General features: G+C 73.4%; 10 protein-coding genes. 3 read left to right on the top strand and 7 right to left on the bottom strand.

Features of this window, described 5'->3' with window-relative positions:
- Positions 1 to 32 precede the first annotated feature (32 nt).
- From ACZ6S8_RS27635 to ACZ6S8_RS27615, 5 genes are all read right to left on the bottom strand, one after another.
- Positions 33 to 1,616: an FAD-dependent oxidoreductase gene (locus ACZ6S8_RS27635; protein WP_469460100.1), complete on the bottom strand. Its 1,584-nt coding sequence runs from the start codon at positions 1,614 to 1,616 to the stop codon at positions 33 to 35.
- 188 nt (positions 1,617 to 1,804) lie between these two features.
- Complete coding sequence (locus ACZ6S8_RS27630; RefSeq protein WP_469460099.1) at positions 1,805 to 2,683, bottom strand: amino acid ABC transporter permease; 879 nt, start codon at positions 2,681 to 2,683, stop codon at positions 1,805 to 1,807.
- Positions 2,680 to 3,354, bottom strand: coding sequence for an amino acid ABC transporter permease (locus tag ACZ6S8_RS27625; protein WP_469460098.1), 675 nt, complete (start codon positions 3,352 to 3,354; stop codon positions 2,680 to 2,682). The genes ACZ6S8_RS27630 and ACZ6S8_RS27625 overlap by 4 nt, the downstream gene beginning before the upstream one ends.
- An 83-nt stretch (positions 3,355 to 3,437) precedes the next feature.
- On the bottom strand, positions 3,438 to 4,292 hold the full coding sequence (locus ACZ6S8_RS27620; RefSeq protein ID WP_469460097.1) for a glutamate ABC transporter substrate-binding protein: 855 nt from the start codon (positions 4,290 to 4,292) through the stop codon (positions 3,438 to 3,440).
- 120 nt (positions 4,293 to 4,412) lie between these two features.
- Positions 4,413 to 5,198 carry an amino acid ABC transporter ATP-binding protein gene (locus tag ACZ6S8_RS27615; protein ID WP_469460096.1) on the bottom strand — a complete coding sequence of 262 codons (786 nt, stop codon included), beginning with the start codon at positions 5,196 to 5,198 and terminating at the stop codon, positions 4,413 to 4,415.
- A 274-nt stretch (positions 5,199 to 5,472) separates the two neighbouring features.
- Here ACZ6S8_RS27615 and ACZ6S8_RS27610 point away from each other — a divergent pair, with 274 nt between their 5' ends.
- Both ACZ6S8_RS27610 and ACZ6S8_RS27605 read left to right on the top strand, forming a co-directional pair.
- Positions 5,473 to 6,177: a response regulator transcription factor gene (locus ACZ6S8_RS27610; protein ID WP_267726784.1), complete on the top strand. Its 705-nt coding sequence runs from the start codon at positions 5,473 to 5,475 to the stop codon at positions 6,175 to 6,177.
- Between the two features lie 12 nt (positions 6,178 to 6,189).
- Entirely contained in the window at positions 6,190 to 7,602 is a 1,413-nt protein-coding gene (locus ACZ6S8_RS27605; RefSeq protein WP_469460095.1) for a sensor histidine kinase, read from the top strand.
- Between the two features lie 4 nt (positions 7,603 to 7,606).
- Here the strand turns inward: ACZ6S8_RS27605 and ACZ6S8_RS27600 are convergent, their stop codons facing one another.
- Together ACZ6S8_RS27600 and ACZ6S8_RS27595 are read right to left on the bottom strand one after the other, a co-directional pair.
- The gene (locus tag ACZ6S8_RS27600) at positions 7,607 to 9,808 is read right to left on the bottom strand and encodes an endo-beta-N-acetylglucosaminidase (RefSeq protein WP_469460094.1); all 2,202 of its coding nucleotides are present in this window, start codon (positions 9,806 to 9,808) and stop codon (positions 7,607 to 7,609) included.
- Between the two features lie 218 nt (positions 9,809 to 10,026).
- Complete coding sequence (locus ACZ6S8_RS27595; RefSeq protein WP_469460093.1) at positions 10,027 to 11,292, bottom strand: glycoside hydrolase 5 family protein; 1,266 nt, start codon at positions 11,290 to 11,292, stop codon at positions 10,027 to 10,029.
- Between the two features lie 503 nt (positions 11,293 to 11,795).
- Between ACZ6S8_RS27595 and ACZ6S8_RS27590 the strand changes: the two genes are divergently transcribed.
- A complete protein-coding gene (locus tag ACZ6S8_RS27590) occupies positions 11,796 to 12,833 on the top strand; it encodes a LacI family DNA-binding transcriptional regulator (protein ID WP_469460092.1) in 1,038 nt (345 codons plus the stop codon).
- The last annotated feature ends 35 nt before the right edge of the window (positions 12,834 to 12,868 follow it).

Raw genomic sequence — 12,868 nt, 5'->3', positions numbered from 1 at the left:
GGTCGAGCACGGCCGCCGACCAGGGGCGGCCGTCAGTCGACCACCACCGTGGGCGTCGTCGAGGGGGCCGGCAGCGGCGCAGGGTCCGGGGCTCCGGCCCGGACGGCGTCCGCCGCCTCGTACAACTCCGCCGGGCGGACCCCCGCGAAGGTCGCCGCCAGGTGTCCGTCGGGCCGTACGAGGAGCACGGTGTGCGCCGGGGCCCCCGGGTAGCTGTCGGCGACGAGCAGGTCGGTCCGGACGGGCAGGGCGCCCACCGCGGCCGCGAGCCGCGGCATCAGCCCGGCGCCGAGCCAGTGGCGGCGGTCCCAGACCCCCGTGCCCGGGGCGACCAGGACCACCAGCAGCCGGCCGCCCAGCAGGTCGCGCAGCGGCACGGTCGAGCCGTCGGTCGCGGTCACCGCCACGTTCGCCACCGGTCCGCCCGGTTCCGTGGCCGTCGGCACCTCGCGTACGGCCACGGGCGGGGCGTACGCGGGCTCCGCGCCCAGCGGGCCGCGCCCGAGGTGGCCGTCGGCGAGCAGGGACTCGGCGGAACGGGCCGCCCCGGGCAGGTACGTGCGCAGGCCGCCGCCGGACCGCAGCACCGGCATCGCCTGGTCCGCGGCGCGCAGCCGGGAGGCGACGGCGGTGCGCCGCTCGGCCTCGTACGAGTCGAGCAGGGCCTCGGAGGCCCCCTGGTGCCAGGCCAGGGACAGCTTCCACGCCAGGTTCTCGGCGTCCCGGAGCCCCTCCTCGACGCCCTGGGTGCCGAGGGCGCCCAGCAGGTGCGCCGCGTCCCCCGCGAGGAAGGCGCGGCCCTCGCGCCAGCGCCGGGCGAGCCGGTGGTGCAGCGTGTGGACCCCGGTGTCGATCAGGTCGTACGGCGGAGTCGTACCCCCGCACCACACCGCCAGGGTGTCGCGCACGAGGTGGACCAGCGCGTCGGGGGTCACCAGGTCGCCGCGCGGCGGCAGCAGCCAGTCCAGCCGCCACACCCCGTCGGGCAGCGGCCGGGCGGTGGCCTCGTCGGGCCCGGACGGCGGATTGCGGTGCAGCAATGCCTCGCCCGGCCAGGGGAGTTCGGTGCGCAGGGCGGCCACCGCGTGGCGTTCCACGGCGGTCCGGCCCGGGAAGCGGATGCCGAGCAGCTTGCGCACGGTCGAGCGGGCGCCGTCGCAGCCGACCAGGAAGCTCCCCCGCCACCACGTGGTCTCGGAGCCCCGGGTGTGGGCGGTGACCCCGCGGCCGTCCTGCTCCACGGAGTCGAGGCGGCTGTCGGTGACCAGCTGGACGAGCGGGTGCGCGGAGGCGGCGTCGCGCAGTCCGCGGGTCAGGGCGTGCTGCGGCAGGTGCAGGGGGGCCGGGCCGTCGTCGAAGGTGCTGCGCTGGGCGGACTGCCGACGCCGTACGGTGCGCCAGGCGGCGAAGTACGCCCCTTCGTCGCGCAGGGTCGTGCAGCCCAGCCGGTTCACCATGGCCGCGGTGTCGGAGTGCAGTACGACCGTACGGGCAGGCCGGGGCTCCTCCTTGCCGGGCCCCTCGTCGAGCACGACGGTGGGTACGCCCTGGCCGGCCAGGGCGAGGGACAGGGACAGTCCGACGGGCCCCGCGCCGACGACGATCACCGGGTCCATGGCGCGGCTCCCGATGTCCGGTATGTGATCACAGAAGGTATGCAACCCACTGGAGGTGCCTGCGTCAAGTGACACCGGTCGCGTCAACGCCGCGTGGTGCGGCGGAAGGGTTCCGCCGCACCACGCGGGCTGCGCACTATGACTGACCGTACGTCAGACCCACCGGGGGGTCCGGACCGGGGAGGGGGTCAGACCCCGCCGGTGGCCATGTCGTCGACATCGGCCGCGCCGACCACGGCGCCGGTGCCCTTCTTCGACTTCCGCAGCCGGCGCTCCAGCCAGGAGGCAAAGCTGGTGAGGCCGAAGTTCACCACGATGTAGATCAGGGCGATCACGACGAGCGTCGCGATGGTGTTGCTGTAGTTGGCCGAGATCTGCCGGTTCGTGGAGAGCAGTTCCGCGAAGCCCAGCAGCGCGCCGCCGAGCGCGGTGTCCTTGAGGATCACCACGAGCTGGCTGACCAGGGCCGGCAGCATCGCCGTCACGGCCTGCGGGATCAGCACGTAGAACATCGTCTGGCCCTTGCGCATGCCGATCGCCTTGGCGGCGTCGGTCTGGCCGCTGGGCAGCGAGAGCACACCCGCCCGGACGATCTCGCCGATGACGGCCGAGTTGTAGAGGACCAGGCCCGTGACCACGGCCCAGAAGGGCCGGGTGTCGGACGGGACGTCCAGGAACTGCGGCGCCATCAGCGCGCTGCCGAACAGCATCAGCATCAGGACCGGGATGGCGCGGAAGAACTCCACCCACGCCCCGACCGGCCCCCGCACCCACGCGTGGTCCGACAGCCGGCCGATGCCCAGCAGCGCACCCAGCGGGAGGGCGATCACCATGGAGAGCGCGCCGGCCTTGAGGGTCTCCACCAGGCCGGGGAGCAGGTACGTGGTCCAGACCCGGCTGTCGGTGACGAACGGCGTCCACTTGTCGGCGTCGAGCTGGCCCTTCTCGCCCATGAGGGACAGCGCCCACCACAGGACGAGCCCGAACAGCACGACGAAGATCCCGCTGTAGATCCAGTTGCGCACCTTGGCCTTGGGGCCGGGGGTGTCGTACAGCACGGAACTCATCGCTTCACCGCCACTCGCTTGGCGACCCAGCCCAGCAGAAGACCGGTGGGCAGGGTCAGCAGGACGAAACCGAGGGCGAAGACCGCGAAGACCGCGAAGACCGCCTGCGCCTCGTTCTCGAGCATTTCCTTCATCAGCAGGGCCGCCTCGGCCACGCCGATGGTCGCGGCCACCGTGGTGTTCTTGGTGAGCGCGATCAGTACGTTGGCGAGCGGTGCGATGACCGCCCGGAAGGCCTGGGGGAGCACGATCAGGGTGAGCACCTGGAAGAAGCTCAGCCCCAGCGCGCGGGCCGCCTCGGCCTGGCCGACGGGCACGGTGTTGATGCCGGAACGCAGCGCCTCGCAGACGAAGGTGCCGGTGTAGGCAGTCAGTCCGAGGACCGCCAGCCGGAAGCCGATCTCCTTGAACGTGCTGCCGCCCAGAGCGATGCCGAGGGTCTGGTTGAGTCCCAGCGAGCAGGCGATGATCAGCAAGGTCAACGGGGTGTTGCGCACCAGGTTGACGTACGCGGTGCCGAAGCTCCGCAGCAGCGGGACCGGGCTGACCCGCATCCCGGCCAGGGCGGTGCCCCAGACCAGGGATCCGGCCGCCGAGTAGAGGGTGAGCTGAACCGTCACCCAGAAGGCTCCGAGCACGTCGTACTGCCCGGAATCAAGAAAATCGAACACGATGCCCTGCGCTCTCCCCAGGATGGCCGGTGAGGTGCGCCGCCGCCCGCGGCAGGCGGGCGGCGACGCTCCTCACCGATGAATCAGCTGCCTTCGGTGATCTGCGGGGCAGGCTCGCTCTTGAAGTTGGCCGGACCGAGGTTGGTGTCCACGGCCTTCTGCCAGCTGCCGTCCGAGACCATCTTCTTGAGCGCGGCGTTGATCTTGGTCTGGAGCTCCTTGTCGCCCTTCTTCAGACCGATGCCGTAGTTCTCGTTGCTCAGGCTCAGCCCGGCCAGCTTGAACTTGCCCTTGTTCTTCTCCTGCGCCGCGTAGCCCGCCAGGATCGAGTTGTCCGTGGTCAGCGCGTCGACGGCCTTGTTCTCCAGGCCGGTGAGGCACTCGGAGTAGCCACCCTGCTCCAGCAGGTCGGCCTCGGGGGCCAGCTTGGTCTTGACGTTCTGCGCCGAGGTCGAACCGGTGACCGAGCAGAGCTTCTTCTTGTTCAGGTCCTCGGCCTTGGTGATCGAGGTGTCGTCGGCGCGGACCAGCAGGTCCTGGTGCGCGAGGAAGTACGGGCCGGCGAAGTCGACCTTCTCCTTGCGCTTGTCGTTGATCGAGTAGGTCGCGACGATGAACTTCACGTCGCCGTTGCCGATCAGGTTCTCGCGCTCGGCGCTGACGGCCTGCTTGAACTCGATCTGGTCCGGCTGGTAGCCGAGCTCCTTGGCCACGTACGTCGCGACGTCGACGTCGAAGCCCGTGAACTTGCCGTCCGGGGTCTTCAGGCCCAGGCCGGGCTGGTCGAACTTGATGCCGACGACGAGCTTGTCCTTGGCGGTGCCACCGGACGCACCGCCGTCACTCGCGGCGTCCTTGGCGCTGCCGCCACAGGCGGTCGCGGTCAGGGCGAGAGCGACGGCGATGGCCGCGGTCGCGGCAACCTTGGAGATCTTCATGGTGAACTTCCCTCGGATGAGACGTTGTTGAACGACGAGCGACGCTTTACGGGCACGTGCGCAGGGGGCAGGGACCGGTCGGGCTGCGGCCCGTCACCGGATCACTACCAGACCCGAACCTCAGTGGTGCAGGATCTTCGACAGGAAGTCCTTGGCCCGGTCACTGCGCGGGTTGCTGAAGAACTGCTCGGGCGCGGCCTCTTCGACGATCTTGCCGTCGGCCATGAAGACGACGCGGTTCGCCGCGGAGCGGGCGAAGCCCATCTCGTGCGTGACGACGACCATCGTCATCCCCTCCCGGGCGAGCTGCTGCATGACCTCCAGCACCTCGTTGATCATCTCCGGGTCGAGAGCCGAGGTCGGCTCGTCGAACAGCATCACCTTCGGGTCCATCGCCAGCGCGCGGGCGATCGCCACGCGCTGCTGCTGACCGCCGGACAGCTGCGCCGGGTACTTGTCGGCCTGCGAGCCGACGCCCACCCGGTCCAGCAGGGCCACGGCCTTCTCGCGGGCGACCTTCTGGTCCGTCTTGCGGACCTTGAGCTGGCCCAGCATGACGTTCTCCAGCACCGTCTTGTGCGCGAAGAGGTTGAACGACTGGAAGACCATGCCGACGTCGGCGCGCAGCCGGGCCAGCGCCTTGCCCTCCGCGGGCAGCGGGCTCCCGTCGAGCGTGATGGTGCCCGAGTCGATGGTCTCCAGACGGTTGATGGTCCGGCACAGCGTGGACTTGCCCGATCCCGAAGGACCGATCACGACGACGACCTCACCGCGGGCAATGCTCAGATCGATGTCCTGAAGCACGTGCAGCGCGCCGAAGTGCTTGTTGACGTTGCTCAGTACGACCAGGTCGTCCGCGGCACCGGCCGCGTCCTGCACGTCCTTGGTCACTGATACTCCGCTCATCGGCTTCTTGCTCCGTCCTCCTCGGTTGGGAGGACAGTAGTGACGTGGCGCGCACAACGTCATCACATCTGAGGGAGAATTGAGGATAACGATCCGGCCTCGCCCGGACACGCTCCGTGCGCGCCGCCCCCGCGGCCGCTCCGGGCGCGTACCGGGTGCATAACGGAAGGCGCGCCGTACCGGAACCCCCTTGACGTGGGACTCCGCATCGGCGTGGATGCAGGGTGGCCATGCGTACGGAAGCTGAAGAGCAAGAAGAGGAGAGGGGGACGGCATGAGACTGCTGCTCGTCGAGGACGACGACCACGTCGCCGCCGCCCTGTCCGCGATCCTCGCCCGGCACGGCTTCCGGGTCACCCACGCCCGCAACGGCGAGGAGGCCCTGCAGGCGCTGCTGCCCGCCGGAGCCCCGCCCTTCGGCGTCGTCCTCCTCGACCTCGGCCTGCCCGACCAGGACGGCTACGAGGTCTGCGGCAAGATCCGCAAGCGCACCGCCACGCCCGTCATCATGGTGACCGCCCGGGCCGACGTCCGCTCCCGCATCCACGGGCTGAACATGGGCGCCGACGACTACGTCACCAAGCCGTACGACACCGGCGAGCTGCTCGCCCGCATCCACGCCGTCGCCCGGCGGGCCGGCGCCTCCGAGGAGGCCGCCGCCACCGGCACCGGCACGCCCGCCGTGGTCCGGCTCGGCACCGTCAGCATCGAGCTGCCCACCCGCCGGGTCAGCGTGGACGGCGCCGACGTGCCGCTCACCCGCAAGGAGTTCGACCTGCTGGCCCTGCTCGCCCAGCAGCCCGGGGTCGTCTTCCGCCGCGAACAGATCATCAGCGAGGTCTGGCGGACCAGCTGGGAGGGCACGGGCCGCACCCTGGAGGTGCACGTCGCCTCGCTGCGCTCCAAGCTGCGCATGCCCGCCCTCATCGAGACCGTCCGCGGGGTGGGCTACCGGCTCGTCGCCCCGGCCGCCCCCTAGCGGGATCCCGACGTGCGTGCCCGGCTGCTCCCGCTGCTCGTCGTCCTGATGGCGGGCATGCTGCTCGCCCTCGGGTTCCCGCTGGCCGTGAGCCTGGCCGCCGGCCAGCAGCAGCGGGTGGTGGTCGACCGGATCGACGACAGCGCCCGCTTCGCCGCCCTCGCCCAGTTCGTCGTCGACGCCGAGGGCTCCGGGTCCACCGGCGCCGACGAGCGCCGCGCGACCCTGCAGCTGGAGCTCGCCCGCTACCAGGAGCTGTACGGCATCCGCGTCGGCATCTTCTACCGCGACGACAACGCCATGGCCCGGGCTCCGGGCTGGTGGGAGCTCCCGGAGAAGGGCAAGGGCCGGGCCGCCTTCGTCGAGGCGCTCGCCGGGCGCCGCAGCCACGACCCCCCGCAGGTGTGGCCCTGGCAGGCGCACGGAAAGCTGCTCGTCGCCTCCCCGGTCATCCTCGACGGGGACGTCGTGGCCGTCGTCGCCACCGAATCGCCGACCGACCTGATGCGCGGCCGGATCCTGCGCGGCTGGCTGATCATCGCGGGCGGACTGGCCGCCGCCATGCTCGTCGCCTTCGGCGCCGCCCTGCGCCTGACCAGCTGGGTCCTCAAGCCCGTCCAGACCCTGGACGCGGCCGCCCACGGCATCGCCACCGGACGGATGAACTCGCGGGTCGCGGCCGCCGGCGGACCGCCGGAACTCCAGCGCCTGGCCCACTCGTTCAACGAGATGGCCGACAACGTCGAAGAGGTGCTGGAGCAGCAGCGGGCGTTCGTCGCCGACGCCTCCCACCAGCTGCGCAACCCGCTCGCCGCGCTGCTCCTGCGCATCGAGCTCCTCGCCCTGGAACTGCCCGAGGGCAACGAGGAGATCGCCTCCGTGCGCACCGAGGGCAAGCGCCTCACGCAGGTCCTGGACGACCTGCTCGACCTGGCGCTCGCCGAGCACGCCTCCGCGGAGATCAGCCTCACCGACATCGGTGCGCTCGTCGCCGAGCGGGCGGCGTCCTGGCGCCCGTACGCCGAGGAGCAGGGCGTACGGCTCACCGTGACCGGCCGCAGCGCCGTCACCGGCTGGGCCGACCCCATCGCGCTGTCCAGCGCGCTCGACGCCGTCATTGACAACGCCCTCAAGTTCACCCCCTCGGGAGAGGAGGTCGAGGTGTCGGTCGCGGCCGCCGCACGGACCGTCCGCGTGGTCGTCGCCGACCGCGGGCCCGGCCTCACCGAGGAGGAGCTGCTGCGCGTCGGCGACCGCTTCTGGCGCAGCGGACGGCACCAGAACGTCAAGGGCTCCGGCCTGGGCCTGTCGATCTCCCGGGCCCTGCTCGCCGCGGGCGGCGGGTCCCTCGCATACGAGAACAACCCGCCGCACGGGCTCCGGGTGACCGTGACCGTCCCGCGCACCGACCCCGGCGCCGCCTGAGCGCTCAGTCCCAGGCGAGCGCGGTGCGGGCCGGGGCGGAGACCGCGTACAGCTCGTCCACGGCCCGTACCTCGAAGGTGACCGCCCGCTCCCGGCCGGCGCGGGGGACCGCCGGGAGGTACAGGGCCGTCCCGCAGGTGCCGCCGAGGAAGCGCCGGGTGCCGTCGCGCAGGACGCGGGAGACCTCGTGGTGCCGGAACGGGCTCCGACCCGCACCCCGCCCCGGCGCCCGGTGCCAGGACAGGCGGACCGCCGCCGTGCCGTCGCGTACGGCCGAGGCGTCCACCCTCAGTGCGGCGGGCGGGGCCGGCCGCCCTCCGGCGGAGCCGTCGCGCACCGACAGGGCGCCGAGCCGCCACTCCACCGGACCGCTCCCGCGCGCGGTGATCCGTACGGCGAGCCCGTACGCCGTCCTGCCCGCGAGGGCGGCGAGCCCGAACCGCGCGGTGCGCCAGCCCGGCCCCGGGGCGGGTTCCCGCGCCGGGAACCAGAGGTACGGGACCGGCGCCCCCGGGGCGGCCGGCTCGCGGACGGCCACCCCGACCTCCACCCCGACCGGGACCGCCCCGCCGGCGTGCACCAGCTCCAGCACGGTGGAGCGGGTCAACCGCAGGCGGGTGGCGTGCAGCCCGACCGCGGCCGGCGCGGTGAGCGGCCCCGTCACCAGCAGGCTGGAGCCCCCGCGCCAGGCCCGCGCGAAGTCCAGGGCCACGGCGGGCCGCGTCCCGGAGGTGTCCACGACCCAGCGGCGGCCCGGGAGCCGGTCCTGCAGCCCGAGGTGGCTCCAGGGGGCGTCGGAGACCACCTCGCCCGCCTCGTACCAGCGCTCCCCGTGCCCGGTGTTGAACGCGCAGGCGAACGGCAGCGAGGCGACCGTGGACCGGTCGGCGACGACCGTGGCGGGGGCCCGCCACGTGCCCTCGGGGGCGGGGCGGGAGGGATCGAGGGACTCGCCCGTCCAGAACCGGTCGTCGGCGCGGTGGAAGGCGCCGGGAGAGCGGTCGGCGAGGTGGTTGCGCGTCCACTCCGGCCGGTAGAAGCCGTAGCTGACGACGTGGTCGCGCCCGCGCGGGACGATCGCGTCCCAACGGGCCGCGCTGTTCCAGCCGTTGGACTCCACGTCCACGCCCGCCCACAGCTCGTGGCGGCTGCGGCCGAGGCGGTCCGCGAGCGTGCCGGACGCGGCCAGCTTCTCCGGGGTCCAGCGGAAGTCGACGAACAGGGTGTCGCTGACCGGTCCGGTCCGGTCCTCGAAGAACTCCTGGTTGAGCCCGTTCAGCGCCCCCTGCCAGCCGACCCGGCCGGTGCTGTTCATGGCGTCGTACCAGGTGGTGCGCAGCCCGTGCGGAGCCCCGGCCGCCCGTAACGCGCGCAGGAACTCCCGCATCCGGGAGGCGAGTTCGCTGTTCCCGCCGTCGGTCTCGGCGTTGACGAACCAGCCGTCGAAGCCGTACGCCGACGCGACCAGGGCCAGTTTCTCGGCGATCGGGAAGCGCCCGAGGGAGTCCCTGTGGACGAGGTCGCGGGTCCACCGGAGGTCGCCGCCGTAGGCCACGGGGGGCAGGAAGACGTTGCCGAGCACGCGGACCCCGTTGCGGTGGGCGGCGTCGACCACTGGCGCGTTCGGGGCCAGCACGATCCCCTCGCCGGCGGAGCCGCCCCAGAAGACCAGCTCGTCGATGTACGCCCAGTGCGTCAGGGCGTAGGAGTCGGCGGTCGGGGAGCCCTGCGACGGGTTCCCCGCGGTCGGCCCGAAGGAGACCAGCGAGGAGATCCGGGCCTGGCCGGCGCGGGCGCCCGGATGGGGCGGGACCGGGGTGAAGCGGGGGGCGAGCGGCACGGTGGCGGTGTTGTGGGCGAGGTCGGGATCGGACTCGGGGGTCCACTGCTTCAGGGAGCGCCACACGATGCCCGGGCCGGGGGTACCGGGCGGGAGCGAGTCCGGGAACCAGTACGAGGCGTACGGGGCCGGGTCGGCGTCGTCCGGACCGCCCGCCGCCGGACCGCCCGCCGCCGGCCCGGTGGCCGGGGGCGCGGACACGGGGACCGCCCGGGCGGGGGCGGGCGCTCCGAGCAGGGCGGCGGCCCCGGCCCCGGCACCCGCGGTGAGCACCCCGCGCCGCGTCGGGCGTACGGGGAGGCCGCGGGCGGCGGTGGTGGCGTCGGCGGCGGTACGAGGGGCGACGCCGTGGTCGGTCTCGGACATGCGGGGCTCCTCCGGAGGGGCGGGCGAGGGATATGCGGTCGGGATGCGGGGGCGGGATCGGAACCGGGCGGATCGGCAGGAGGCGGGCGCCGGTCCCGCCGTGCGCGGCCGGCGGTCGGACGACCGGTGGGCCGCGGCAGCAGGCGGCGCGGATCCGGCGGCGTCGGAACGGCGGTCCGCGCGGGGCGGCCGTCCGCGCGGGCGGGAGCCGCGGGCCGTCAGGCGGGGGGCGGCACGTGGAGGACCTCCGTGATGCCGCGCGCCGCCAGGTGGGCCTGGTCCCCGGCCCGCTCGGCCAGCACCACCGCCGGGCGCACCCCGTCGGCGGTGAGCGCCGCCCAGGCCTCGAAGAAGGCTCCGCCCGGCGCGCACACCGAGCGCCGCGGCGCCTCCTGCGCCCCGCCGACGTCCACGGCCAGCGCGGTGGTCCGTACCGGCGGCCGGTGCTCCCGGCCCCGCCACTCAGCGGCGATCCGGGCGATGGCCGCGCCCGCCGGCTTGGTCCGCCGGTCGTTGGTGAGCAGGCCGAGCCCGTATTCCAGCTCCGGGAAGTCCGCCAGCTCGCGGGACACGTCGTGCGAGCACCACCAGGTCACCCCCCAGACGTCCGCGCAGTCCAGGGCGTTCGCCACGGTGGCCTCGGCGAAGCGCGCCGCCCGTCCCGGCCGGATCAGCGGCGCGGGCGCCCCGACCTCCTGGAGCCACACCGGCCGGTGCGGGTCGGGGGCCCAGGCCTTCGACAGCTCGATCAGGTACGCGGCGTGGTGCTCGGTCGCCGTCCCGGACGGGCCGTGGCGCTGCGCGGTGCCGTTGAACACCCAGGAGTGCACGGCGGTGGCGGCGCCCAGGCGCGCCGCCTGGGCCGGGGTGAAGGGATGCCCGTCCCGGAACCAGGCGGCGTCGTACTCGGCGTGCACGTGGGAGCGGCCGGGCGCGCCCTCCTCGCAGGCGGCGAGCATCCGCTCCAGCCAGCGCCCGGCCTGCTCGCGGGTGATCCGGTCGGGCTCGGGGTGCGGGTCGCCGGCGAACTGGTTGACCTCGTTGCCCACCGTCATGCCGAGGAAGTTCGGCCGGTCGGCGAGTGCGCCGGCGAGCGTGCGCAGGTACTCCTCCTGCGCGGCCACCACCTCCGGATCGCCGAAGATGCTGCGGCGGTGCCAGGTCCCGGTCCAGGAGGGCAGGAAGTCGAAGCTCGACAAGTGCCCCTGCAGCCCGTCCACGGTGACGTCGAGGCCCCGCTCGGCGGCCGCGTCGGCCAGAGCGACGAGCTGTTCCACCGCGCGCGGCCGGATCAGCGTCCGGTTCGGCTGGAACACCGGCCAGAGCGGAAAGACGCGGACGTGGTCCAGCCCGAGGGCGGCGATCGAGTCGAGGTCGGCCCGGACCTCGTCGAGGTCGAAGTCCAGCCAGTGGTGGAACCAGCCCCGTGTCGGGGTGTAGTTCGCGCCGAAGCGGAGGGTGCGGGGAGTGGATTCACCGTGCATGGGGGTTCCCGGAGTCCGAGTTCTGGGAAATGCCGGAGGACGCACTTTCCGCGTTGGCGACCGGTAAGTCAACAGGGCGTCGAACCCTCCTCGGGACGGGTGTGCTCAAGCGCTTCAGCCCCGTTGACACAGGGGATCCGACGCCTCAGGCTTGCTGGAGCTAATGCGCTTTAGTCACGCGCGGGGAATGGCTCGACATCGGACGTCTCCGGGAGAGAGGAAGCGGTATTCCGCCCGCCGGAAACAATCGGGCATCCGGTACGCGTCCGCATCCGTATCTGTGCCCCCATCCGCATCCGCATCCGCATCCGTAAGGGACGGCCCGACCGTCCCCCTCCGCACGTCGGTGCGCACGGCCCCGGCGCGGCCGCCCGTACGTGCTGGCGGCGGCCGGAGCGGTGTCCCGTGGCGTGATCGCGTACCGTCCGGCCATTGCCGTCCGTGTTCCGCCGCGCGCGATCCACCCGGAACGCGATCCACCCGAAGGACGAATGAGGCAGGCCATGGCCCGCAGACCCACCATCAAGGACATCGCCCGCCGGGCCGGGGTGTCGGAGAGCGCCGTCTCCTTCGCGCTCAACGACCGGCCGGGCGTCTCCCGGGACACCCGCGCCCGCATCCGCCGGGTCGCCGACGAGCTCGGCTGGCAGGCCAACAGCGCCGCGCGCGCCCTGTCCGGCGAACGCTCCGGCGCCGTGGGGCTCGTCCTCGCGCGGCCCGCGCACACCCTCGGCGTCGAGTCCTTCTTCCTCCAGCTCGTCTCCGGCATCCAGGAGGCCCTCTCCGCCGCCCGGACGGCCCTGCTGTTCCAGGTCGTCGAGGACATCGACGCGGAGTGCGCGCTCTACCGCCGCTGGTGGGCCGAGCGCCGCGTCGACGGGGTGCTCGTCGTCGACCCGCGCACCCGGGACCCGCGTCCAGAGCTCCTGGCACAGCTGGCCCTGCCCGCCGTCACCGTCGGCGAGGCCGAACCCGACGCCGGTCTGTCCTCGGTCCGCGCCGACGACGCCCGTGCCATGGCCCAGGTCCTGGACCACCTCCACGGGCTGGGCCACCGCCGCATCGTCCACGTCGCCGGGCTGCCCGGCCTCGCCCACACCGCCCGCCGCATCGCCTCCCTGCGGGCGGAGGCCGCGTCGCGCGGCCTCGGCCCCGGCCAGGTGCGGTCCGTCGTCACCGACTACTCCGACGCCGAGGGGGCCGCGGCCACCCGCCGGGTCCTGGCCGAACCCGGACCGCCCACCGCGCTCGTCTACGACAACGACGTGATGGCCCTGGCCGGCCTCGCGGTCGCCGCCGAACGGGGCATCCCCGTACCGGGCGGGCTGTCGATCGTGGCCTGGGACGACTCCGCGCTCTGCAGGGTCACCCACCCCCGGCTCACCGCCCTCGTACGCGACACCGCGGGCTTCGGGCGGCTGGCGGCCGAGGAACTCCTCGCCGTCCTCGGCGGCAGCGCCCCGCGCATCCGCGAGGGCGAGCAGCCGCGGCTGGAGCCCCGGGAGAGCACGTCTGCGCCTTCGGCGCATACTGAATCCTGACCCCTCACTGGAGCCGCCACCGTGACCACCCCCAC

The organism is Streptomyces sp. NPDC048461 (assembly GCF_055587105.1).
This window is presented reverse-complemented; position numbering and strand designations above follow the sequence as displayed.

Excerpts from the sequence above, each read along its gene's own strand:
- ACZ6S8_RS27635 (WP_469460100.1), bottom strand. The coding sequence starts at position 1,616 with ATGGACCCGGTGATCGTCGTCGGCGCGGGGCCCGTCGGACTGTCCCTG.
- ACZ6S8_RS27630 (WP_469460099.1), bottom strand. The coding sequence starts at position 2,683 with ATGAGTTCCGTGCTGTACGACACCCCCGGCCCCAAGGCCAAGGTGCGC.
- ACZ6S8_RS27620 (WP_469460097.1), bottom strand. The coding sequence starts at position 4,292 with ATGAAGATCTCCAAGGTTGCCGCGACCGCGGCCATCGCCGTCGCTCTC.
- ACZ6S8_RS27615 (WP_469460096.1), bottom strand. The coding sequence starts at position 5,198 with ATGAGCGGAGTATCAGTGACCAAGGACGTGCAGGACGCGGCCGGTGCC.
- ACZ6S8_RS27610 (WP_267726784.1), top strand. The coding sequence starts at position 5,473 with ATGAGACTGCTGCTCGTCGAGGACGACGACCACGTCGCCGCCGCCCTG.
- ACZ6S8_RS27600 (WP_469460094.1), bottom strand. The coding sequence starts at position 9,808 with ATGTCCGAGACCGACCACGGCGTCGCCCCTCGTACCGCCGCCGACGCC.
- ACZ6S8_RS27595 (WP_469460093.1), bottom strand. The coding sequence starts at position 11,292 with ATGCACGGTGAATCCACTCCCCGCACCCTCCGCTTCGGCGCGAACTAC.
- ACZ6S8_RS27590 (WP_469460092.1), top strand. The coding sequence starts at position 11,796 with ATGGCCCGCAGACCCACCATCAAGGACATCGCCCGCCGGGCCGGGGTG.